17 protein-coding genes and 1 pseudogene are annotated in these 22833 nt (G+C 66.8%); 9 read left to right on the top strand and 9 right to left on the bottom strand.

The features are described 5' to 3' along the window. Positions 1 to 12: 12 nt before the first annotated feature. The 4 genes from NP3_RS05670 to NP3_RS05655 form a co-directional block, all read right to left on the bottom strand. On the bottom strand, positions 13 to 912 hold the full coding sequence (locus tag NP3_RS05670; protein WP_063038466.1) for an amino acid ABC transporter permease: 900 nt from the start codon (positions 910 to 912) through the stop codon (positions 13 to 15). Next, on the bottom strand, positions 909 to 1583 hold the full coding sequence (locus tag NP3_RS05665; protein WP_062985899.1) for an amino acid ABC transporter permease: 675 nt from the start codon (positions 1581 to 1583) through the stop codon (positions 909 to 911). Before NP3_RS05665 ends, NP3_RS05670 begins: the two co-directional genes overlap by 4 nt. A 121-nt stretch (positions 1584 to 1704) precedes the next feature. Then, the gene (locus NP3_RS05660) at positions 1705 to 2538 is read right to left on the bottom strand and encodes a glutamate ABC transporter substrate-binding protein (RefSeq protein WP_063038464.1); all 834 of its coding nucleotides are present in this window, start codon (positions 2536 to 2538) and stop codon (positions 1705 to 1707) included. A gap of 65 nt (positions 2539 to 2603) precedes the next feature. Next, positions 2604 to 3332 carry an amino acid ABC transporter ATP-binding protein gene (locus NP3_RS05655; RefSeq protein WP_063038495.1) on the bottom strand — a complete coding sequence of 243 codons (729 nt, stop codon included), beginning with the start codon at positions 3330 to 3332 and terminating at the stop codon, positions 2604 to 2606. 264 nt (positions 3333 to 3596) lie between these two features. Between NP3_RS05655 and miaB the strand changes: the two genes are divergently transcribed. Both miaB and NP3_RS05645 read left to right on the top strand, forming a co-directional pair. Next, a complete protein-coding gene (gene miaB, locus NP3_RS05650) occupies positions 3597 to 5153 on the top strand; it encodes a tRNA (N6-isopentenyl adenosine(37)-C2)-methylthiotransferase MiaB (protein WP_174566172.1) in 1557 nt (518 codons plus the stop codon). A 731-nt stretch (positions 5154 to 5884) separates the two neighbouring features. After that, positions 5885 to 6466 (top strand): Rv2732c family membrane protein, encoded by a 582-nt coding sequence (locus NP3_RS05645; RefSeq protein ID WP_063038491.1) that lies wholly within the window; start codon positions 5885 to 5887, stop codon positions 6464 to 6466. Positions 6467 to 7372: 906 nt separating this feature from the next. Here the strand turns inward: NP3_RS05645 and NP3_RS05640 are convergent. The 5 genes and pseudogenes from NP3_RS05640 to NP3_RS05620 all read right to left on the bottom strand — a co-directional run bounded on the left by NP3_RS05640 (position 7373) and on the right by NP3_RS05620 (position 15266). Further along, complete coding sequence (locus tag NP3_RS05640) at positions 7373 to 7990, bottom strand: recombinase family protein (RefSeq protein WP_063038462.1); 618 nt, start codon at positions 7988 to 7990, stop codon at positions 7373 to 7375. A 184-nt stretch (positions 7991 to 8174) separates the two neighbouring features. Beyond that, positions 8175 to 9071 (bottom strand): RNA polymerase sigma-70 factor, encoded by an 897-nt coding sequence (locus NP3_RS05635; RefSeq protein WP_063038460.1) that lies wholly within the window; start codon positions 9069 to 9071, stop codon positions 8175 to 8177. Continuing rightward, positions 9068 to 10252 (bottom strand): NAD(P)/FAD-dependent oxidoreductase, encoded by a 1185-nt coding sequence (locus tag NP3_RS05630; RefSeq protein WP_063038458.1) that lies wholly within the window; start codon positions 10250 to 10252, stop codon positions 9068 to 9070. The genes NP3_RS05635 and NP3_RS05630 overlap by 4 nt, the downstream gene beginning before the upstream one ends. A 108-nt stretch (positions 10253 to 10360) precedes the next feature. Further along, positions 10361 to 13373 (bottom strand): annotated as a pseudogene (locus tag NP3_RS05625) (Tn3 family transposase). 462 nt (positions 13374 to 13835) lie between these two features. After that, a complete protein-coding gene (locus NP3_RS05620; RefSeq protein ID WP_063038456.1) occupies positions 13836 to 15266 on the bottom strand; it encodes a DUF349 domain-containing protein in 1431 nt (476 codons plus the stop codon). A gap of 177 nt (positions 15267 to 15443) precedes the next feature. On the opposite strand from NP3_RS05620, the gene NP3_RS05615 reads away from it, so the two are divergent. From NP3_RS05615 to NP3_RS05585, 7 genes are all read left to right on the top strand, one after another. Then, a complete protein-coding gene (locus NP3_RS05615) occupies positions 15444 to 16313 on the top strand; it encodes a class III extradiol ring-cleavage dioxygenase family protein (RefSeq protein WP_444980778.1) in 870 nt (289 codons plus the stop codon). Next, complete coding sequence (miaA, locus tag NP3_RS05610; RefSeq protein ID WP_063038454.1) at positions 16310 to 17227, top strand: tRNA (adenosine(37)-N6)-dimethylallyltransferase MiaA; 918 nt, start codon at positions 16310 to 16312, stop codon at positions 17225 to 17227. The genes NP3_RS05615 and miaA overlap by 4 nt, the downstream gene beginning before the upstream one ends. Then, positions 17224 to 18069, top strand: a complete 846-nt coding sequence (locus tag NP3_RS05605) for a TrmH family RNA methyltransferase (protein WP_063038452.1) — start codon at positions 17224 to 17226, stop codon at positions 18067 to 18069. The genes miaA and NP3_RS05605 overlap by 4 nt, the downstream gene beginning before the upstream one ends. A 27-nt stretch (positions 18070 to 18096) precedes the next feature. Next, positions 18097 to 18984 (top strand): diaminopimelate epimerase, encoded by an 888-nt coding sequence (gene dapF, locus NP3_RS05600; protein ID WP_063038487.1) that lies wholly within the window; start codon positions 18097 to 18099, stop codon positions 18982 to 18984. A 222-nt stretch (positions 18985 to 19206) separates the two neighbouring features. Further along, positions 19207 to 20685, top strand: coding sequence for a GTPase HflX (gene hflX / locus NP3_RS05595; protein ID WP_063038485.1), 1479 nt, complete (start codon positions 19207 to 19209; stop codon positions 20683 to 20685). Between the two features lie 133 nt (positions 20686 to 20818). Further along, on the top strand, positions 20819 to 21718 hold the full coding sequence (locus NP3_RS05590) for a lysophospholipid acyltransferase family protein (RefSeq protein WP_063038451.1): 900 nt from the start codon (positions 20819 to 20821) through the stop codon (positions 21716 to 21718). A gap of 66 nt (positions 21719 to 21784) precedes the next feature. Next, positions 21785 to 22831, top strand: coding sequence for an alpha/beta hydrolase (locus tag NP3_RS05585; protein ID WP_157124133.1), 1047 nt, complete (start codon positions 21785 to 21787; stop codon positions 22829 to 22831). Positions 22832 to 22833 lie beyond the last annotated feature (2 nt).

The following is a 22833-nucleotide window of genomic DNA, read 5'->3' as shown; positions in this document are numbered from 1 at the left end:
GAGCCGCTGGCCTCACGGCTTCTGCGTGATATCCATTCCCGGAGTCGCATCGGCCAGAATCGAGTCGGCCGCCACGACGGCGGCACCCTTGGCCCGCTTGCGCGAGCGCAACCGCTGCTCCAGCTTATTGGCCACGATCGTCAACGTGCTGTTCAGCAGAATCATCACCACGGCGACGACCATCAGCGCGGGCACCGTATTGCGTTCGGCCGCACCGAGTTGCGAGCCCTGGCGCACGATCTCGAGGTAGGTGATCTGATAACCGAGCGCCGAATCCTTCAGCGCCACAACCATTTGCGAGATCAAGGCGGGCAGCATGGCGGTAATCGCCTGCGGCAGCAGGATCAACCGCATCAGCTGCCCCTTGCGCAGACCCAGCGCCACCGCGGCCTCGGTCTGCCCCTTCGGCAGCGATTTGATACCGGCGCGCACGATTTCGGCGATGACCGAACCGTTGTAGACCGTCAGCGCGATCACCACGGCCCACAGCGCGAGCTGATCGACCTTGAACACCTTGTAATCGGAGAAGATGTAGAACAGGAAGATCATCAGGATCAGCACCGGAATGGCCCGGGCGACCTCGACGATCGCCCCCGCCACCCAGCGCACCACCCGGTGCTCCGACAGACGCAGGATGCCGAAGACCATGCCGATCACCAGCGCGAACACAATCGACAGCAGCGCCGCGACCAGGGTGCCGCGCAGACCGGGCAGCAGATAGGTCTTCCAGACGTCCGCCTCGATGAACGGCTTCCACTTCTCCGCGGTGAACTGTCCCTTATCGGCGAAGCCGCGGTAGAACACCCAGCCCAGCGCGACTACCGCGACAACCGCGACGACCGAATAGATGGAGTTGCGAATGCGCGCGCGGGGCCCCGGCGCATCGAAAAGAACTGAAGCTCCCGAACTCATCGGGCCACCTCGAATCGCTTGGCCAGCCAGCCGAACAGCAGGCCGGTCGGCAGGGTCAGGATTACGAAGCCGAGTGCGAAGATGAAGCCGATGGTGATCAGTGCGGCCTCGTTCTCGTTCATCTTGGCCATCAGGGTCGCGGCCTCGGCGACGCCGATCGCCGAGGCGATCGTCGAGTTCTTGGTGAGTGCGATCAGCACGCTGCCGAGCGGGGCGATGACCGAGCGGAATGCCTGCGGCAGCACCACGATTCGCAGATTCTGCGTGAAGGTGAAGCCCAGTGAGCGGCCCGCCTCGGACTGGCCCATCGGCACGGTGTTGATGCCCGAGCGCAATGACTCGCACACGAATGCCGCTGTGTAGATGCTGAGTCCGAGTACGGCGTAACGGAAGTTGTTCTGCGCCAGCGAGTTCGGGCCCTCCGGTGCGAGCTTCCAGCCCATGGTGGAGTAGAGGCCCAGTGAGCAGAACACAATGATCAGCGTCAGCGGGGTATTGCGGAAGATGGTGACGTAGGCGGCGCCGAGAAAACGGGCGACCGGCACGGGGGACACGCGCATCGCGGCGACGAATGTGCCCAGGATCAGGGCGAGGACCGCCGACGACGCGGTCAGTTTGATGGTCACCCAGAAGGCGCCGAGGACGTCATACCTCGAGATCAGGTCGAACACGGTGCTCGCGTCCCTCCGATCGGATTGTGCGGCGGCCGGAGATCGTCCTTCCGCGCGCGATGTACAGGTTGCTCGTAGCCGGAAGATCGGGTGGCCCGTGCGGGCCACCCGATCACGAATCTCAGTACCGGTTCACCGTCGGCGGTGTCGGCGCCTGGTAGCCGGAGACGCCGACCGTGGAGTCGAACGCCTTCTTCCAGGACCCGTCGGCGATCATGGCCTCGATCGCGTCATTGACCTTGTCGCGCAGCTCTTTATCGCCCTTCTTCAGGCCGATGCCGTAGTTCTCCGTGGTGAACGGCTTGCCGACGACCTTGAACGTGCCCGCGCTCTGCGCGGCGTAACCGGCCAGGATGATGTCATCGGTGGTCACCGCGTCGTACGAACCGGCCTGCAGGCCCTCGAGGCACAGCGAGTAGGTGTCGTTGGTCTGCAGCTGCGTGGCGGGGTAGTTCTTCTCGATGTTCTGGGCCGGGGTGGAGCCCTTCACCGAGCAGACCTTCTTACCCTTCAGGTCATCGGGGCCGTTGATGCTCGAGTTGTCGGCCTTCACCAAAAGCGACTGGCCCGCAACGTAATACGGCCCGGCGAAGTCGACCTTCTGCTTACGCGCATCGTTGATCGAGTAGGTGGCGACGATGTAGTCGACCTGACCGTTCTCGATCAGCGTCTCGCGCTGACCGGACGGGGACTCCTTGAACGTGATGTTCTCCGGCTTCACCCCGAGCTTGCCCGCGACGTACTTGGCGACCTCGACGTCGAAGCCGCTGTAGGAGCCGTCCTTATTGCGCAGACCGAGGCCCGGCTGGTCGAATTTGATGCCGACGGTGAGCTTTCCGTCCTTGGCGTTGTCGAGTGCGGACTTGTCGCTTCCACCGCCACAGGCGGCGGTTGTTGCGGCCAGCGTCAGGGCGATCGCCCCGATGCCGAGTCGAAGCGAACGGTTGATCCTCATCGTGTTCCTTCTCCCTCTGGTGATTTCGGTGGCCGAGGTCTTTACGTTTGCGGTGATTGCCCGGTTCAGTGGCTCAGAATCTTGCCGAGGAAATCCTTGGCACGGTCGGACTTCGGCGCGGTGAAGAACACCTCGGGTGTGTCGTCCTCGACGATCGACCCGTCCGCCATGAACAGCACACGGTTGCCTGCCTTGCGCGCGAAGCCCATCTCATGGGTGACGACCAGCATCGTCATCCCCTCCTTGGCCAGCGACACCATGACGTCGAGCACCTCGTTGACCATCTCCGGGTCCAGCGCCGAAGTCGGCTCGTCGAACAACATCACCTTCGGGCTCATCGCCAGCGCGCGGGCGATCGCCACGCGCTGCTGCTGGCCGCCGGAGAGCTGCGCCGGATACTTATCGGCCTGATTGGCGATCCCGACGCGTTCGAGCAGTTCCATCGCGCGCTTGCGGGCGTCCTCCTTTTTCACCTTGCGAACCTTCAGCGGCGCGAGCATCACGTTCTCGACGATCGTCTTGTGCGCGAAGAGGTTGAACGATTGGAACACCATGCCGACATCGGCGCGCAGTGCGGCAAGCGCGCGGCCCTCGGCGGGCAGGGGCACGCCGTCGATGGCGATATCGCCGGAGTCGATCGGTTCCAGTCGGTTGATGGTGCGGCACAGCGTCGACTTCCCGGACCCCGAAGGGCCCAGAACGATAACAACCTGTCCCTTGGGGACCTCGAGGTTGATATCGCGCAGCACATGGAGGTCACCGAAGTGCTTTTCCACATTGCGCATCGAAATCATCGGCGCGCTCGTGGCGGTACTGCCCTCATCAGAACTAGCTGTCCCGGTTTTGGCCAACCCGATTGTGTCGGGTGCGGTGGCGTCGTCGGTCATGGTCCAAGACCTTAAGCGGAAAACGGCGATTTGCCCGGGTTTCGGCGACACACCGTTACGCCGCGCCGATACGACACAGCGCCGTAACCCTTCCGATGCGACCCGGCCAGGCCCCGGAGCCTGCGCCGATGCGCTGAAAACCCGCGTTGCGCACCCCCGTACCCTGGACGGGTGGATTCGATCGGACAGGCAGTGTTGTCTCCCGCCCCTGCGGCCTCGGACGGCGCACGCAGTTACGAGGTCCGCACCTTCGGTTGCCAGATGAACGTGCACGATTCCGAACGCTTGTCGGGCCTGCTCGAGGATGCGGGTTATGTGAAGGCCGCGCCGGGAGCGACGGCCGACCTCGTCGTCTTCAATACCTGCGCGGTGCGCGAGAACGCCGACAACAAGCTCTACGGAACCCTCGGCCACCTCGCCCCGATCAAGGCCGACCGGCCGGGCATGCAGATCGCCGTCGGCGGCTGCCTGGCGCAGAAGGACCGCGACACCGTCGTGCGCAAGGCGCCGTGGGTGGACGTGGTGTTCGGCACACACAACATCGGATCGCTGCCGGTGCTGCTGGAACGCGCGCGGCACAATGCCGAGGCGCAGGTGGAGATTCTGGAATCGCTGGAGGCGTTCCCTTCGAGCCTGCCCGCCAAGCGTGAATCCGCCTATGCCGGTTGGGTTTCGATCTCGGTCGGCTGCAATAACACCTGCACGTTCTGCATCGTGCCGTCGCTGCGCGGCAAGGAGGTCGACCGCCGTCCGGGCGATGTGCTCGCCGAGGTGCAGGCGCTGGTCGATCAGGGCGTCCTGGAAGTCACGCTGCTCGGGCAGAACGTGAACTCCTACGGTGCGTCCTTCGCCGATCCCGACGAGGCGCGCGATCGCGGTGCCTTCGCCAAACTGCTGCGCGCGGCCGGGCGCATCGATGGGCTCGAGCGGGTGCGCTTCACTTCGCCGCATCCGGCCGAATTCACCGATGACGTGATCGAGGCGATGGCCGAGACGCCGAATGTCTGCCCGCAGCTGCATATGCCGCTGCAGTCCGGATCGGATCGGGTGCTGAAGGCGATGCGCCGGTCCTACCGCAAGGCGCGCTACCTCGGCATCATCGAGAAGGTTCGGGCCGCGATGCCGCATGCCGCGATCACCACCGACATCATCGTCGGCTTTCCAGGCGAGACCGAGGAGGACTTCCAGGAGACCCTGGATGTGGTCCGGCAGGCGCGGTTCACCAGCGCCTACACCTTCCAGTACTCCAAGCGTCCTGGCACACCCGCCGCGGATATGCCCGACCAGCTGCCCAAGGCGGTGGTGCAGGAGCGCTACGAGCGGCTGATCGCGCTGCAGGAGCAGATCTCCCTCGACGCGAACAAGGCGCTCGTCGGCACCGAGGTCGAATTGCTCGTCGCTGAGGGCGCGGGCAAGAAGAACGCCGCGACCGCCCGTATGAGCGGCCGTGCCCGCGACGGTCGGCTCGTGCACTTCCGCCCCGAAGGCACTGCGGAAAAGATCCGTCCCGGCGACATCATCACCGTCGACATCACCGACGCGGCCCCGCACCACCTGATCGCCGACGCCAACATCAAAACCCACCGCCGCACCCGCGCAGGCGACGCCCACGAACGCGGAATCACCCCCAAAACCGACCCCATCGGCGTCGGTCTCGGCCTCCCCCGCATCGGCGCCCCCACCCCCGAACCCGTCGCCTCAGGCTGCTCGACCGGCTGCGGCGCATGAGCACCCGGTCGGGTGACGAGGAACTGACGCGTCGGGGAGCGGATCCCGCACCGGATGCATCCGAGTCGGATTCGCATGATGCGCAGGCTGATCGCGGGGAGCGTGCAGTTGAGAGTGCCGCGCTGAACGGTGAGCGTCGTGAGGTCGCGTCGAACTCACCCGAGGTGAATTCGCTCGGAGCCGGTCGGGCAGGTGCGGGCGATCCCACAGATGTCTCGAATGCGGGCGAATACGGCGTGGGCTCGCGGTCAGGTGAGGACTCGGGGCAGCGCGTAGGTGCTGCGGACTCGCGTGGACGCAAGGCTGACGTGGATTCGGGATCGGGCGGGGGTGGCGCGGTATCGCGTGCGGGTGACCCCCACGGTGTCTCGAATGCGGGCGAAAGCAGCGCGAATTCGGGTGTCGGGGAGGGACCGGGCGAGGACGCTTCGGACTCGCGTGGACGCAAGGGAGGCCTGGATTCAGGATCCGGCGAGGATGGCGCGAATTCGCGTGCGGGTGAGGATGACGTGGATTCGGGATCGGGCGTGGGCGGCACGGGTTCGCGGGGACGCGAGGGCGGCGCGGCGGATTCGGGACCCGGCCAGGGTGGCGCGGACGCGCGATCGGGTGCGGGGAATGTGAGTACTACCGGACGTAGTGGGGTGACTGCGGGGGATGGGGGCGGTGATGGCACAGTGGATGCGGGTAAGGCAGCGGAGCAGGGATCAGCCGAAGGAAACGAGGGCGCAGTGAACTCGGTCGAGAGCAGTAATGGCTTCGAGCAGTTCAAGGACGATCTCGATGCCGTCGAGCGACGCATCGCGGGCGAGATCGACCCCGGGGTGCGCGCGATGGTGGTCGCGGGCGCGGTCTTCCTGCTGCTGTTTTCGCTCGTGTTGTCGCATGCGGGTGGTGCCCGTGGGTTCGATGTTCTGCTCGGCACCGATGCCGCGCGCGCTGAGCACATCGGTCTGCCGTCGCGGATCTTCGTCTGGTTCGCCGTCCTCTTCGGCATCGGATTCTCACTGCTCGCGCTGATGACCCGCCGCTGGGTGCTCGCCTGGATCGCGGTCGCCGGGTCCGCGATCGGCAGCGTTTTCGGCGTCTTCTCGATCTGGCACCGCCAGACCCCCGGCCTCGGCAACTACCACGGCGCAGGCCCAGGCATCGGCCTCATCCTCGGCACCATCGCCATCATCGTGCTGACCTTCCACTGGATCCGCGTCGTCTGGAGCCGCACCGCCCTGCAACTCGCCGCAGAAGAACAGCGCCGCAACGCCGCAGCCGCCGCCGAGGAACGCGACCGCCGCCGCCTCACCGGCGACTCCTGACCCACCCGGCGCACCCCGGATGCCGGACCTACGCTGAGCCACGCCACTATCGCGCGACCGAGAAGGCCGAGTTCGTGCGAGCGCATGCTCAGACCCATCCAGCGACCGGGCGCTGCCGGTCGGTATCGCTACCCCGGCCGCACAGTCAGCGCGGCCGCACGGCCAGTGCGGAAATCGCCGACTACCAGATCCGTTGCCTGCTTGGATGGTTTCGTGGTTCAGCCTCGAGGTTGACGGAGTCCGCGCTTGCGGTGCTCGAGCCGTCGCGGCATGGATGGTGCCGCTGCGTCAGTGTCCTGCAGCGTTGCCTGTCGGCACGTCTATCCCGGCGCCGCAGATGGCGTGCCAGACGGTCCAGAGCGCGCCGTTGCCGCAGATGGCGCGGTCAGACGGCCCAGAGCGGGCCGTTGCCGATGACCAGATCCGTTGCCTGCTTGGATGGTTTCGAGGTGCCCAGCCTCGAGGCTGACGGGTCCGCGCTTGCGGTACTCGAGCCGTCGCGGCATGGACGGTGCCGCTGCGTCAGTCCTGCAGCGTTGCCTGTCAGCGTGGCTATCCTGGGCCGCGCAGTCGGCGCGGCCGCGCGGTCCGGAGCTCGAGTCCGCCCGCTGGGGACGATGCCACTGGATCGTTGCTGCTCCGGCGCCTGGCTTCCCGTGCACAAGTGTCGGTACGGCTATCGAGGCCCCGCGGTAAGCAGGCTCTCAGCGTGAGCACCCTTCCCGCCCCACTGTCGGTCCGGCCGTATCGGGGTTCCGGTAGTTATCGCGCGAAAAACAACACATATGGCTGGACCAGCAGCGATGGCGGATTGTCGGTACTGCTGCGACGCTTTGGCGAAAGCCGGTGTCCTCTTGAGCTCCCCGCAGAAACTCGCTCCGCTGTGGTGAGGGCTTGGAGTTCGGACTATGTCCGCGGCGTGGTCCCGCTGACGATGAGATGGATGGTGGAGCGACCGACGCTGTACTCCTCGGCTAGGTCGGCCAGGCTCGCGTCATCGTCGGGGTCGTGGTAACGGCGGTGGATCGTTTTGCGTGCTGCGAGAGGCAGTTTCGGCTGTTTTCCCTTGAGCCGGCCTTTGGCGCGGGCCTCGGCCATGCCTTCGCGGGTGCGCAGGTGGTTGAGGTTGGCCTCGAACTCGGCGACCATGGCCAAGGTTTGGAGGAACAGCTTGCCGAATGGGTCGTGCCAGTCGTAGATCGAACTGCCTAGACCGAACAGCACATCGCGTTTACGCAGGTCGGTGAGGATATCCCCGGCCTCGGCCATGTTGCGGGCGAACCGGTCGAACTTGGTCGTGGTCAAGACGACCTGGCGTTGGGTGACGGCCGCGGCGGCGGAGGTGACCGCGGCGAGCGCGTTGTCGAGGCCAGTGCGGTTGCGTCGGGTGGTCCCGGAAAAGCCGGTGTCGATGAAGATCCGTTCGCACGGGACACCGAGTGCGAGAAGTTGATCGGTTTGGATCTCGACGTCCTGTTCGTCGGTGGAGCAGCGGCAGTATCCGACGCGGAACGACTCACCCATGCCTTGGATTGTTCCGGATAGCGGGGGTTGAGCGGGAGGGTTCGTGGAACACCTCTACGGAACACCGGTGACCTGGGGCGGGATTCGCGCGCCGTGGTGTTCCGGTGGCGGATCGGCTTACGGAACACCCCGAGACGTTCACTGAGCACTGGGGTGGTTGTCGCTCATCGGGGTTTGTCGGTTCTTACCGGCTGATCTGGCGTGGAACCGCGACAGTGGCGAGTTTGTCGGGGTTGCGGATGGCGTAGATGTTGGTGATCTTGCCGTCGAGGATCTCGATCAGGAAGACGCCTTCCAGATGGTCGCCGTTGTAGGCGACCATCGCTGGCGTGTTGTTGAAGGTGACCGTCTCGATCCGCGTGTCCGAGGTGCGCCGCCTGGTGTGGAAGATGTTCGCCAGGGCGGCGGCCACCTTCTCGGCGCCCACGACCGGTCGGCGCGCCGCGGTGACCTTGCCGCCGCTGTCGGCGGTCCAGGTGGCGTCGGGAGCCAGCAGCGACAGCAGGCCCTGCACGTCGCCGGTGGTCGCGGCTGTCATGAACTGCTGGGTGATTTGCGTGATCTCGGCTGTGTCGACCGGTTCGAAACGTTTGCGGCGTGCGTCAACGTGCGAGCGGGCACGGTGGGCCACCTGACGCACTGTCATGATGGATTTGCCTACCGCTGCGGCGATTTCGTCGTAGTCGAAGCCGAATACCTCCCGCAGCACGAAGACCGCACGCTCGTCGGGACTCAGTGTTTCCAGCAGCACGAGCATCGCCATCGACACCGATTCGGCGAGCACCAGATCCGCCGCGGCGTCGGTGTCCTCGACGAGCAGCGGTTCGGGCAGCCACGGGCCGATGTAGTCCTCGCGACGGCGCGCGCTGGCCCGCACCGCGTTGAGCGCCTGGCGGGTCACCAGCCGCGCCAGATACGACCTGGTGTCGCGTACGCTTGCCAGGTCCACCTGGGCCCACCGCAGGTAGCTGTCCTGCAGCACGTCGTCGGATTCTGTTGCCGAGCCGAGGATTTCGTAGGCGATGGTGAACAGCAGCGGCCGCAACAGGGTGAATCGTTCGGCGTGCTCGTCGGTCGTCATGCGGACGTTACCGCCGGTGCGGCGGAGTCGGGCTGTGCGGGTCGCGGGCCGCCCTTGGGCCAGAACAGCGAGCCCGGCTTGCGGGCCTCGCGGCGAATCTTCCCGACCCCGACCTTGCAGGTCAATTCCTTGATCCTGGCGCCCGCGCGGCCGCCGATATAGAGGTTCACCGCGATGTCGTCCTTGCGGGCGAGCTGCCGGATGCCGACGTGACGGCCGAGGCTGATGCACGTCCCAGTGAGGGCCAGGTCGATCACGGCGGGTTCGGTGCCCGCGATGTGGCTCAGCACCGTGTTGGCGGCCTGCGCCCCGAGCGGCCCGGCGCCCTGCCCACTCATTCGCAGCGGTTGGCCCGAGGGTGCGGCGGCGTCGCCGGTGGCGACGATGCGGTCGTCGTCGATGCTGGTCAGCGTCTCGTCGGTGAGCAGCCTGCCGAGTGTGTCGGTGCGCAGCCCGCTCGCGGCGGCCAGCCCGGGTACGCTGAAACCCGCGGTCCAGATGGTGAGTGCGCTCGCACGCACCACACCGCCGGTCAACACGACCGCCTCCGGCCGGACCTCGCTCACCCGATCGGTTTCGAGCACGGCGACACCGTGCCGGGACAGCCACTTGGCAACGTATCGGCGACCCCGCGGGCTCAGTGACGGATTCAGGGTTCCGCCGCACACCAGCGTCACCGCGCGTTTCTGTTCGGCCAGTTCGGCGGCCGTCTCGAGGCCGGTCGGCCCGCCGCCGACCACCGTGATCGGAGCATCGAGGGGCAGCTCGTCCAGCCGGGCGCGCAGCCGTTGCGCGGACTCGAACTCGGCGATGGGGAAAGCGAACTCGGCCGCGCCGGGCACCGCCGGTAGTGCCGCGGTGCTGCCGACCGCGTAGATGAGGTGGTCGTAGTCCAGCACACGACCCGACGCCAGGCGCACTGTACGGGCGGCGGTGTCGATGCGCGTGGCGCTGTCGACCACCAGCCGGATGCCCTCGCCGAGCAGCGTGCTGTAGTCGATCGTCGCGTCGCCGGTTCCGGCGACGAACTGATGCAGCCGGACTCGGTCGACGAACTCCGAGCGGGGATTGACCAGCGTGATGTCGGTATCGGTGCGCATCCGCAGGTGGTTGGCCGCGAGTGTTCCGGCGTAACCGCCGCCGATGACAACGACCTTGTAGAGGGTGCCTTGTTGTGTCATGCCCTCAAGACACCACCGACCGCCGGAACATGACACCATCGTGTGTGATGTGTACCACTGCACCCGGGAGTGCGGGATCCCGCTCGATCGCACCTGTGCCCTCGATTCTCAGAACAGGGTGTCGCGGACTCGTAGCGGCCGGTAGCCGGTGGGCCCGAGCGCCGCGAGTTCGGCCTCTATGTCGACCTCGATCGCGCCGAAGAAGTTGATGTTGGCGCTCTGCGCCGGGCTGATGTGGCCCAGCACATCGGCGTCGATGCGGCGGCCCTGACGGCGCATCTGGTCCACAGCTAGACCGTAATACTCTGTGGTCCAGGCGATAACCGCGTTGGTGACCAGGGTCAGGCACCATGCTTGCTCGGTTTGGGCTTCCAGGTGACGGGCACGGAAAGCGCCTTCGTGGGCGTAGATGAGGCCGCGTTTGAGGGCGTGGATGGATTCGCCCTTGTTGAGTTGCCGGGAGATCTTGCGCCGGTAGTCCGGATCGGTGAGGTACCGGCAGGCGTAGATGGTGCGCCGCATCGCGCCGTATTCCTTGAGCGCCGCGGCGAGGGCGTTCTGCCGCCGAGGCCGACAGTTTGCCGACCAGCAGGGACGCGGTGGCGTGCCCGAACTTCAGCGACCCGGCCAACCTGAGCAGGTCGTCGTAGTGCTCGGCGATCAGGTCCAGGTTCAGCTTGCGGGTCAGCAGCGGGCCCGCGATCGGGAACCGCGCCTCGGCGTCGGCGCGAGGTACGGGCCGGTACAGGGTGATCTTGCCCAGGTCGCGGATGCGTGGGGACAGCTGCATCCCGAGCAGGTCGAACAGCGCGAAGTTCACCAGAGTGACCCCGTGGGTATCGGTGGCGTGCTCGGTGATGGGCAGATCCGTTGCGTTGCCCAGGATTTCGTCGAGCACGTAGTGGGCTTCGCGGCGCGTGGTGACGATTACCTTGGTGCCGTAGGTGGTGTGCTGATCGGTGACGTGGGTATAGGTCGACAGGCCCTCCTCAGCGAAGAAGTGATTCACCGCGCGGGCGGTGGTGGACTTGCCGCGAGTGGGGAACCGCTGCCCGTCCGACGAGGACAGGGTGCCGGTGCCGAACACCATGGTCAGTGGCAGTCGTTGGTGGTAGCCGATGATCGCCAGGTTCGCCGCGCGTAGCGTCTCCTCTCGCACATACCACTCCGCGGTCCAGTCCAGGATGTCGTAGGAGATCCCCGACGCGGCAGCCATATTGGTCAGTCCGAGGTTGGTCGAATAGGCCAGCAGGACCGCGATCAGATTGCGTTTCAGCTCCGGGCTTCGGGCCTGCTTGCCGCCCGCGTGGGTGAAGCAGTCCAGGTAGCCGGTGCGTTTGTCCAGCTCGATCAGCAGTGACACGATCGGCGCGAACGGCAGCATCTCGGTCAGCTCGACCTTCAACTCGATGGCCTCGGTCGGGATGTCCTCGGCGGTCAGCGGGGAGATCACCAGATCACCGGCCTCGTCCAGGCGCACTGGCCTGTCCCCGGCGGCCAGCAGCTGCTCCAGCTCGCCGACCGCCGTATGCCATTCGTCGGTGAGCGCGGCCAGCGCGGCAGCCCGGTCGGCTGGTTTGCCGACCAGGCGGCAGAATTCGGTGCGCTGGGGCTCCCACTGCGCGGGGGTGAGCAGGTAGGCGGCCGGATCGGCGTAGCGGCGCGACCCAGGCACGAACACATCCCCGGTGCGCAGCCCGTCCCGCAGCCCGAGCAGCACGCACAGCTCCCAATAGTGCCGGTAGGCCACGGTGTTGCCGCTCGTGCGCGCCTGTTCGAGATAGCCGCGCCACTTGACCGGGACGAATCCCGTCGGTGCGTCGTCGAACACCTTGCGGCGACCGGTCGCGTTCAGCTCGCGCAGCATGTTCACCGCGATCAGCAACTCCGTCGCCGAGGTACCGCCGGCGAACCGGACTGCCGACAACACCGCCGGAGTGAACTTCCGCAGATACGAATACGAGCTGTCGAGCGCGGCCAGATGCCCGTGATCACGCGGCAGCCGTGGTTGGGCTTGAGCGATCGCGGCCCGCAACCGCTCCAACCCGATACCTTCACCCCGGATCAATCCGCCCACATCCTCGTCGGGGATCTGCGGGTCGATCAGGATAGAAAGTAGGTCGTCCAGCAGCGCTTGGCGGTCTTCGCCGGTCTTGGCGCGGTCGGCCAACTGCTCACGCATCCGATTCTCAGCGGCACTGAACTTCCCCGACAATGCTTGATCGAACAGCGCCACCACCTCGTCGAGCACATCGGTGCCCGACTGCGCCAGCACCGTCAACAAAATCGGGTACCGGCGCTCCGGGTCGCGCCGTTCGAGGGCCTGCGGAGTCAGACGGCGGCCCAGCGTGGCCAGGAACCGGCGACGCTCCGCGGGAAGCACCGACAGATCGAGGGTGTCCGCACCCAAGCCCCGCACGAACCCCAGCTTCTCGACCTCGTTGCGCACCGCGGACGCGGATGCCTCCACCGGACCGGTCGACAACCACCGCAACCGTGCCATCCGAATCGAGGAATCGGTGACCAGCAGCGCGTCCAACTCCGCGCAGCGCTGCGGTGTGAACTCGCGCGCGAGCCGATCATAGGTCTCGCGTTGTGCCTGTTCACGCACGCGCACGACGCGGCGAACCACGGTGTCGGGGCTGGGCCGGATCACCCGCGCCGAGATCAGATACTCACACCCCAACCGGAACAACAGCGTCGGCGAATCATGTTCCATCGCCCGCGCCAACAGGAACTCGTCCAGCTCCTTCAACTCCATCGCACCCGCAGTCCGCCAGCTCAGATACTGAGCCACCAACCGCAGATGCTTGGTGCGGGTCTGCGCCCGACGACCGTACGAACGGATCTGCGACGCATCGACTTTCAACTGATCGGCCAACCGGGCCACCGCCACCGGCGGCGCGGCCGCCACCTTGTCCGGCACGAACCCCAACCACGGCAGCGTGCACAACGCCACCGCAAGGCCGAGCTGATCCTCCGGGCCACGCCCCCGCCCTGGTGCGACGAACGCGGTATCAGCGGGGGTCAGCGTGAAGAACCGGAACAGCTCCTCGCGGCTGATCTCCGGAAACTCCCGCAGACGCGCCAACTCCTCAGCCGCGAACACCTGCGTCGCCACGAAACCCGACCTCCACCACGCCGATCAACACCATCGACAGCCAAGCCGAGCACCTACCGCACCCGCCCGCAGCCCGAACCGATCACAACGCCATCGCCGCTGGTCCAGCCATATGTGTTGTTTTTCGCGCGAAAACTACCGGAACCCCGTATCGCATCGACAATCGCAGATCCGATGCCCGATCCGCTCCGGCGGGCTGGCGCTACCGAGGATCTCACTTGTCTCTGCGGTGAATCCGTTCCGCACAGAGATTTCGTGATCGGTGTCTCCGGAGACAGATCGAATTCCACGCGAGTCCGAGACCGAGCCGTGCGGAAGACACGCAGCACTGGCCTCGCGCGTGCCTGGATGGCACTCGTCTCGCCTCCGAGGGGCCGCATCGACGGCCGGGTGCCGATCGCACCGAGTTCGTCTACCGGTCGCGCGACCGTGCGATCGGCGCCACCGCATGGCGGTACAGGGTCAGCGGTTGCTGACTGCGCCCTCTGCGGCCTCGGCCCACTCGCGCCACTGTTTGGCTTGCTCGAGTGCCTTCTCCGCGTCGCGCTTGTTGCCTGCGGCGGTTGCCTTGGCGGCCTGTTCCTCGAATTGGGCGACACGTTCGCGGAATTGGGCGGCCCGGGCCATGGCCTCGGGATCGGTGCGGCGCCATTGGGCGTCGGCCGCGTCGCGGACGCGCTTTTCGATGGTGCGGAGTTTGCCCTCGAGTTCCTGTATGCGTTCGCGCGGGACCTTGCCGATCGTGTCCCATTTGTCCTGGAGTTCGCGCAGGGCGGCGCGGGCGGCGTCCAGACCGGTCGAGGGATCGATGTGTGCGTAGGCGTGCAGCAGTTCTTCCTTGGCGGCGGCGTTCTGCTCGAATTCGGCGTCGCGCTCGGAGACGGCGGCATTGCGCGCGGCGAAGAAGACGTCCTGGGCGCTCTTGAAACGCCGCCACAGTGCCTCGTCGGCCTCGCGCGGCGCACGGCCCGCGGCCTTCCATTCGGCGAGTAGATCGCGGAAAACACCGGCCGTGCCGACCCAGTCGGTGGAACCGGAAAGTTCCTCGGCGCGCACGCAGAGTTCTTCCTTGCGCGACTTCGCGGCCGCGCGTTCGCGGTCGAGTTCGGCGAAGTGCGCGCCACGGCGGCGGTTGAACGCCTCACGCGCCTTGGAGTAGCGCTTCCACAGTGCATCGTCGACCTTGCGGTCCACACCGCGGATGGACTTCCACTCGTCCAGGATTTCGCGCAGCCGATCGCCCGCGGCCTTCCACTGGGTGGATTCGGTGGCGATCTTCTCGGCCTCGGCGCACAGCGCTTCCTTGCGCTCGGTGTGCTCGTGCCTGGCCTTTTCCTTCTCCTCCTTGGCGTGCGCCGCCGCCTCTTCGGAGTGTTCGGCAATGGCCTGCAGTCGCTGGGCGAGCCCCTCGACATCGCCGATGACCGCCGCGGTGGGCAGCGATTCGGCGATGGTGACCGCGGCCGCCTTGGTCTTGCGGGCGTCCGCGCCAGCGGCCAGTCGCGCCTCGAGCAGCGCCACCTCGGTGGCCAGATCGTCGAACCTACGGCCGAAGTGCGCCAGGCCCTCGGCGGCGTCACCGGCCTGCCAGGATCCGACGACGCGCTCGCCCTCGGCGGTCTTCACCCACGCGGTGCCGTCGTCGTCGACGCGACCCCACGCACTCGGATCGCTGACGGTCGGCACGACGACCGGATGCGGATGCTGCTGTGCGGCCGGCCCCGGGGCCGGTTTGACCGCATGCGGCTTGGGATGGGCCGCCGACCCGCCCGGTTTGGGGGCCGGGGCTGGTTTCGGGGCGGCGGAAGGTTTAGGCACGGCGGCCTTCGGGGAATCCGAGGGGCGCGACGTGCTGCCGGGGGTCGCTTTCGCCGTTCCGTTGCTCTCGCTCATTGCTCCTCGTCCCTGCCGCGCGTCACGGCTGCCTGGTTACGCCCTAGCTCACTCCATTGAACCCGGTTTGAGCCCTGTAAACCATCGATCAATGCCCTCCGACTGATGATTCCCAGGGAAATCAACCCGTGATGACCTGGGTTGTAGCACCTCGAACACTATCAATCTCGGCCGAGTTTGCGGCAGAGACACTCGAACCCGGAGGTTGCGGACGCCGCAGCGGTGCTGTGGATCGCGGATTCGGCGAACGACTACGGTTACGGCGTGTTCTCCATTGCGGCCCTGGTCCCGTCGCCGCCGATCCTGGTGCCCGAGCTCTGCGGCGGTCTCGAGCACGCGGCCGGGTCGGATTCCGATGACGCGCCCGCGGTGTTGCGCGCGGCCGCCCTCGCCGCGGTCGACGCGTTGGCCGCGACGACTCGGCACTGGACCGTCGTGGGTGTGGGCGCGGCCGCGCAGGTCGTCGGACCGGACGCGGTCGGCACTTTTCGCGGTTTCGGTGCGGACGTGCACGTCGGGCTTTCGGCGGACGCGCTGTCGCGATCGCGGCGAACATCCGGCGCGGCGGATCCGCAGCAGCCGCTGCCCGCCCTGATCGCCGGGTGGTTGCGTGGTCAGGTCGCACCGGATGCGGTGGCCGCGACGACCCTCGTCGCCGTCGACACACCCGCCGACGAATGCGCCCGGATCGGTGCACAGTTGCGTACCGCCCTGGACGATTCGCCCGAGCAGGCGGGCGTTCTTATCGTCGCGGACGGTGCGGCGACCCTGACCCTCGAGGCGCCGGGCTACCTCGACGAGCGCGCCGCCGACGTGCAGCGCGAACTGGACCGTGCCCTGGCCGACGGCGATACCGCCGCACTGCTCGCCATGGATCCGGCGTTGTGCGCCGAACTCGTGCTATCCGGCCGCGCGGCCTATCAGGTGCTCGCCGGACTTTTCGCCGCCGATTCGGTCGCCCCATCCGTCGAAACCCTGTACAGCGGTGCCCCGTTCGGCGTCGGCTATCAGGTGAGCGTCTGGCGCACATCGGGAGGTGATCGGTGACGACGCCGATCGCCGTCGTCGGGCCCACCGCCACCGGCAAATCCGACCTCGGCCTCGACCTCGCCGAACGACTCGGCGGCGAAATCGTGAACATCGACGCGATGCAGCTCTATCGCGGCATGGATGTCGGCACCGCGAAACTCCTGCCCACCGAACGCCGGGACATCCCGCATCACCAACTCGATGTCCTCGAGGTCACCGAAACCGCGACCGTCGCCGCCTATCAGGCCGCGGCCAGCGTCGACGTGCGCGAGATCATGGCGCGCGGCCGTACGCCGATCATCGTCGGCGGCTCGATGATGTATGTCCAAGCGCTGCTGGATGATTGGGAATTTCCGGCCACCGATCCGACGGTGCGCGCACGCTGGGAAACACTGCTGGCCGAGCGCGGTGTCGTCGCGGTGCACGAGGCGTTGAAAGCGGCCGATCCGGCGGCCGCGGCGACCATCCTGCCCACCGACGGCCGCCGCATGGTGCGTGCGCTCGAGGTCGTCGAACTCACCGGGCGCCCCTTCGCGGCCTCGGCGCCGGTCATCGGAAAACCGCGTTGGGACACCGTGATCATCGGAGTGGACCGCGACACCGCCGAACTCGACGAGCGCATCGAGCGGCGCACCGCGCTGATGTTCGAAGCCGGTCTCGTCGACGAGGTCCGCGGACTGATCGATAAAGGTCTGCGGGACGGCGTCACGGCGCGCCGGGCGATCGGCTACGCACAAGTCCTGTCGTACCTGGACAACGAATACGACCTGATCCACGCGCAGGAACGCACCCTGATCGGTACCCGGCGCTATGTCCGGCGGCAGCGCTCGTGGTTCCGCCGCGATCCCAGGGTGCGGTGGGTGGACGGCGCCGATCCCGATCTGGTCGCGGTCGCGTTGTCCCTGCTCGAGAAAGAACGGACCCCGCAGTGACACGTCGTGTGAGTACCCGAAATGCCTCGGTCCAGGTGTGGCAGGCGTATCTGAACAACCGGACCAAGCGCCACCGCGACGGCCGCTTCCTGGTGCAGGGCGTGCGCCCGATCACGCAAGCGATCGCCAACGACTGGCCGCTGGAGACGATGCTCTACCGCCTCGGCGCGCCGGATCTGTCGAGCTGGGCACGCGAACTATTGGAGACCAGCGGCGTGCCGCAGGTCGGCCTGGTTCCGGAGTTGATGGCCGAACTCGGCGAAAAGTCCACCGGCATACCGGAATTGGTGGCCGTCGCGATATCGAGGCAGCCCGAGCTCGACACCTTCGAGCCCGGCGAACCCGGTGACGCCGCGCCACCTGTCGTGGTGGTTTTCGATCGCCCCAATTCGCCGGGCAATCTCGGCACGCTGATCCGCTCGGCCGACGCATTCGGTGCCAGCGGCATCATCGTGACCGGGCACGGCGCCGACCAATACGATCCGCAGGCGGTCCGCGCATCCACCGGTTCGCTGTTCGCCATGCCGATCCTGCGCGTCGCCGGGCCCGCGCAGGTGCTCGAATTCCGTGACCGGCAGATCCAGCGCGGCATCCCGACCCGCATTATCGGCACCGATGAGCACGGTGCGGACGCGGTTTTCGACTACGACTTCACCGAGGCGACGATCCTTGTCGTGGGCAATGAGACCAGCGGCATGAGCGCGGCCTGGCAGCAGGCCTGTGACGATATGGTCTATATCCCGATGGGCGGCACGGCTAGCTCGCTCGGTGCTCCCTCGGCCGCCGCGGTCGCGCTGTACGAAATTTCGCGGCAGCGCCGTACGTTGGTTCGAGGACGATAAGCAGGGAGAATGCGCGACGTGTCGAATATCGAGTTCACCAAGGGCCACGGCACCGAGAACGATTTCGTGGTGCTGCCCGATCCGGAGGTCCGGCTGGACCTGACGCCGGACCGGGTCGCCGCGCTGTGCGACCGTCGCCGCGGACTCGGCGCGGACGGTGTGCTGCGGGTGGCGCGCGCGGGCACGCTGCGCGACGCCGGTGTGCTCGCCGAGATTCCCGAGGGCATCGCCGATACCGACTGGTTCATGGACTACCGCAATGCCGACGGCTCGATCGCCGAGATGTGCGGCAACGGGGTGCGGGTTTTCGCGCACTACCTGGCGGCGAAGGGACTGGAATCGCGTACGGAGTATGTCGTGGGAAGTCGCGCGGGGGCGCGTCCGGTCAACGTGCATTCCGGTGGGCCTGCCGATGGTGAGGTGACCGTCGGGATGGGGGTCGTACGCGAGCTCGGTTCCTCGAACGCGACCATCGGTGGTTGGGCGCTGCCCGGCATCGGCATCGACGTCGGCAATCCGCACCTGGCCTGCGTCGATGCGAGCCTGTCCGTGGACGCGCTTGCCAAACTCGATCTCACCGTCGCACCCGGCTTCGACCCGGACCTGTTCCCGCAGGGCGTGAATGTCGAGATCCTGACCGCATTGGTCGACGGCGCGGTCGATATGCGCGTGTACGAACGCGGTGTCGGCGAAACCCGTTCCTGCGGAACCGGAACCGTCGCCGCCGCGGCGGCCGCTCTGGCCGCCGACGGTTTCCGCATCGCCACCGACACCGGCGAGGTGCGCGTGCGGGTGCTCGGTGGTGCGGTCACCGTCCGCCTCGCCGAGGGCGCGGCCTGGTTGCGCGGACCGTCTGTGCTGGTGGCGACAGGTCGGATTGCCGAAGACTGGTGGTCGTCGCATTCGCCGAGCTGAGCTCGCTGATACCCCTCGCCTGCGCAAAGGCGGGGACCGACCTCGGGCGTGTCCAGGGATAACCGAATGCGCATCGGTCAGCACTCGTGGCAGCATGGATGTTGTATGACGAAATCGAAGACTTTTGAATTCACTCCGGCCGCCGACGACAACGACCACGTCGAGGCCGTCGAGGACACGACGGAAGACACCGGCGATGTAGTCGCCGAGCACGCCGCGCGGATGCGGCGGTCCGGGTGGACCGCAGACCCGACGGCCGACCCGACCGTCGGCGAGATGCAGCTCGACGAGCGCTCCTCGCTGCGGCGTGTCGCGGGTCTGTCGACCGAGCTCACCGATATCACCGAGGTCGAATACCGGCAGCTGCGACTGGAGCGGGTCGTGCTGGTCGGGGTCTGGACCACGGGCACCGCCACGCAGGCCGAGGCGAGCATGGCCGAGTTGGCCGCACTCGCCGAAACCGCGGGTTCGGAGGTGCTCGAAGGACTGATCCAGCGTCGCGACAAGCCGGATCCGGCCACCTATATCGGTTCCGGCAAGGCCGACGAACTGCGCGCCGTGGTGCTCGAAACCGGCGCGGATACCGTGATCTGCGACGGTGAACTGACCCCGGCGCAGCTGACCGCGCTGGAGAAGGTCGTCAAGGTCAAGGTGATCGACCGGACCGCACTGATCCTGGACATCTTCGCCCAGCACGCCACCTCCAGCGAAGGTAAGGCGCAGGTATCGCTGGCCCAGATGGAATACATGCTGCCGCGACTGCGCGGTTGGGGTGAGTCCATGTCCCGGCAGGCCGGTGGTCGCGCGGGCGGCAACGGCGGTGGTGTGGGTCTGCGTGGTCCCGGTGAGACCAAGATCGAAACCGACCGTCGCCGCATTCGCGAGCGAATGGCCAAGTTGCGCCGCGAGATTCGCGAAATGAAGACCGCACGCGATACCAAGCGGGCCCGTCGCACCTCGAGTGGCATCCCGTCGGTCGCCATCGTCGGCTACACCAATGCGGGCAAATCCAGCCTGATGAACGCGCTGACGGGCGCGGGCCTGCTGGTCCAGGACGCACTGTTCGCGACCCTGGATCCGACCACCCGTCGTGCCGAACTGGATGACGGTCGCGAGGTCGTCTTCACCGATACCGTCGGATTCGTGCGGCATCTGCCGACCCAGTTGGTCGAGGCGTTCCGGTCCACCCTGGAGGAGGTCACCGGCGCGGATCTGCTGCTGCACGTCGTCGACGGTTCCGACCCGTTGCCCGCCGAGCAGATCAAGGCGGTTCGCGAGGTGATCACCGATGTGATCAAGCAGTCGGGGTCACCGGCGCCGCCGGAGCTGTTGGTGGTCAACAAGATCGATGCGGTCGACCCGGTCGAACTCACTCGGCTGCGCGCGATGCTGCCCGACGCGTCCTACGTCTCGGCGCACAAGGGGACCGGCATCACCGAGCTGCGTGAGCGCCTCGCCGAGGTGCTCGGCGGCCTCGACGTCGAAATCAGTGTGCTGCTGCCCTACACCCGGGGCGATCTGCTCGCCCGTATCCACGCGGACGGTCGCATCACCACCTCCGTGCACGAGGAGGGCGGCACCCGGGTGCGCGCCCGGGTCCCGCACGCACTGGCGGCGGCGCTGTCGCAATACGCGCACGCGGGTGGATCGTCCGAGACGAACGGCACGGCGTCGTCCGAAGCAAATGGTTCCGCGCACTGAGTCGCTGAATGAGGGCGGAGTCGGCCGGGTTCGCTTGCGAACCGGCCGGTCGGTAGCGAATGCTCGGCACATCCGGTGCGACACAGGCGAATTCGTTGCGCTATCGTCATCGAATCGACATCAGGAGGGTTAAATGTCGCATGACCACTCCGGTGCGGCCGATTCGGGTGATCGGCGCTCCGGTGATTCGTCGCTCGCCGCCCCGGTGCTGAGTGACGGTGCGCCACTGTCGGTTTCGCTCACCGATACCGACATGCGGGTGCTCGACACGCTGCTCGCGCCGCTGCGCGCGTGGACGAGTCCGCGGTTCTACGGCCTGGAGAACATTCCTGCCGAGGGGCCGGTGCTGCTGGTCGGCAACCATAATCTGATGGGCGGCATCGATGCGCCGCTATTGCTGCCCGAGGTGCTACGCAGGCGCGGTCGACTGATCCGCGGGTTGGCCGAGAATGTGCTCATCAGTGTGCCCGGCATCCGTCAGCTGCTGCACCACTTCGGCACGGTGCGCGGCAACCGTCGCAACTGCCTGGCGTTGCTGGCCCGCGGCGAGGCCGTCATCGTGTTTCCGGGCGGTGGTCGCGAAGCGGTGCGCCGTAAGAACGAGAAGTATGTCCTCAAGTGGGAGGGCCGCTCCGGCTTCGCGCATATGGCGATCGAGGCGGGCGCGCCGATCGTGCCGGTGGCGATGATCGGTGTCGACGATGCCTACGACATCGTTTTCGACGGTGACCATCCGGTCATGCGACCGCTGCGCTGGGCCGTAGAGGCGCTCGGCTTGAACCGGGACCTGACCCCGCCGCTGATCCGCGGCGTCGGACCGACCGGCATCCCACGTCCCGAGCGGTTCTACTTCTCCGCCGGTGCGCCGATCGACCCGGCGCCGTGGCGTGACGCGCCGGATAAGCATGCCGCCGCGGTGGAACTGCGTGATGTGGTGCGCAAGGAGCTGGAGGAGGAACTGAAGTTCCTGTTCAGCGAGCGCGATCGTGATCCAGGTCGCACCCTGTTCGGGCGACTGCGCAGTCTGTTCTGAGTCTGCTCTCAGTTATTTGTCAGTAACTCTCCATATTTTGGCCGAATGGCTGGAACGAGAGTACGTATGGCGGCGGTAGCGGGTGTAGCGGCAGTTCTGGTGGGATTTCCAGCTGCATCGGGTGGCTTTTTCGCGTCCGCGGCCACAGGGGCCGATCCGGTCGTCGCATCCGGCAAAATGCTCACCTCGTCGCGCTCGTCCGATGGATCGTATGTCGCTGACGTCGCGGTCGAGGACAACCGCAATCTGACGCTGCAGGTGTACTCGGCCGCCATGGGCAAGAACATCGAGATCCAGGTGCAGCGCCCCGCGGACACGTCCGTACCCCGACCAACCCTGTATCTGCTCAATGGCGCGGGCGGCGGCGAGGATTCGGCGACCTGGCAGGCGCGGACCGATGCCGCGCAGTTCTTCGACGACAAGGATGTGAATGTCGTCACACCGGTCGGCGGCCATTGGAGCTACTACACCGACTGGCGCACCCCCGATCCAGAGCTCGGCGTGAACATGTGGAAGACCTTCCTCACCGAGGAACTGCCCCCGCTCATCGATAGCGGGCTCGGCGCCAACGGCATCAATGCCATTGCGGGCCTATCGATGTCGGGTACTTCGGTACTGCAACTCCCCATCGCCGCACCGGGCCTCTACAAGTCCGTGGCCGCCTACAGCGGTTGCGCGCAGATTTCCGACCCGGTCGGCTACAACTTCGTCAACTCCGTGGTCGCCGTCGGCGGTGGTGATTCGGCGAATATGTATGGGCCGCAAGGTGATCCGATGTGGGCCGCCAATGATCCATACGTGCACGCCGACCAACTGCGCGGCCTGAACCTGTTCATCTCCGACGGCTCCGGCATCCCCGGCCAATGGGACACCCTCAACGGCGAGCATGCCCTGTCCGGCATGGGCGGTCTCGCGAACCAGGTCGCCCTCGGCGGCGCACTCGAAGCCGCCACCAACTACTGCTCACACAACCTGCAGTCCCGCCTGAACCAACTCGGCATCCCCGCCACCTACGACTTCCAGTCCACCGGCACCCACTCCTGGGGCTACTGGGAAGACGCCCTGAAGGCCTCCTGGCCCGTCCTCGCCCAGGGGCTCGGCCTGCCCGCCTGACT

Origin of the sequence: Nocardia pseudovaccinii NBRC 100343 (assembly GCF_001613225.1) — a bacterium.
GTDB lineage: Bacteria > Actinomycetota > Actinomycetes > Mycobacteriales > Mycobacteriaceae > Nocardia > Nocardia pseudovaccinii.
The sequence above is the reverse complement of the archived record's forward strand: the minus strand, read 5'-3'. Positions and strand labels throughout refer to the sequence as shown.

Bases quoted from the DNA above. Each gene is read 5' to 3' on its own strand.
- NP3_RS05670 (WP_063038466.1), bottom strand. From the start codon at position 912: ATGAGTTCGGGAGCTTCAGTTCTTTTCGATGCGCCGGGGCCCCGCGCG.
- NP3_RS05660 (WP_063038464.1), bottom strand. From the start codon at position 2,538: ATGAGGATCAACCGTTCGCTTCGACTCGGCATCGGGGCGATCGCCCTG.
- NP3_RS05655 (WP_063038495.1), bottom strand. From the start codon at position 3,332: ATGATTTCGATGCGCAATGTGGAAAAGCACTTCGGTGACCTCCATGTG.
- NP3_RS05640 (WP_063038462.1), bottom strand. From the start codon at position 7,990: ATGGGTGAGTCGTTCCGCGTCGGATACTGCCGCTGCTCCACCGACGAA.
- NP3_RS05635 (WP_063038460.1), bottom strand. From the start codon at position 9,071: ATGACGACCGACGAGCACGCCGAACGATTCACCCTGTTGCGGCCGCTG.
- NP3_RS05630 (WP_063038458.1), bottom strand. From the start codon at position 10,252: ATGACACAACAAGGCACCCTCTACAAGGTCGTTGTCATCGGCGGCGGT.
- NP3_RS05620 (WP_063038456.1), bottom strand. From the start codon at position 15,266: ATGAGCGAGAGCAACGGAACGGCGAAAGCGACCCCCGGCAGCACGTCG.
- hflX (WP_063038485.1), top strand. From the start codon at position 19,207: ATGCGGCGGTCCGGGTGGACCGCAGACCCGACGGCCGACCCGACCGTC.
- NP3_RS05590 (WP_063038451.1), top strand. From the start codon at position 20,819: ATGTCGCATGACCACTCCGGTGCGGCCGATTCGGGTGATCGGCGCTCC.
- NP3_RS05585 (WP_157124133.1), top strand. From the start codon at position 21,785: ATGGCGGCGGTAGCGGGTGTAGCGGCAGTTCTGGTGGGATTTCCAGCT.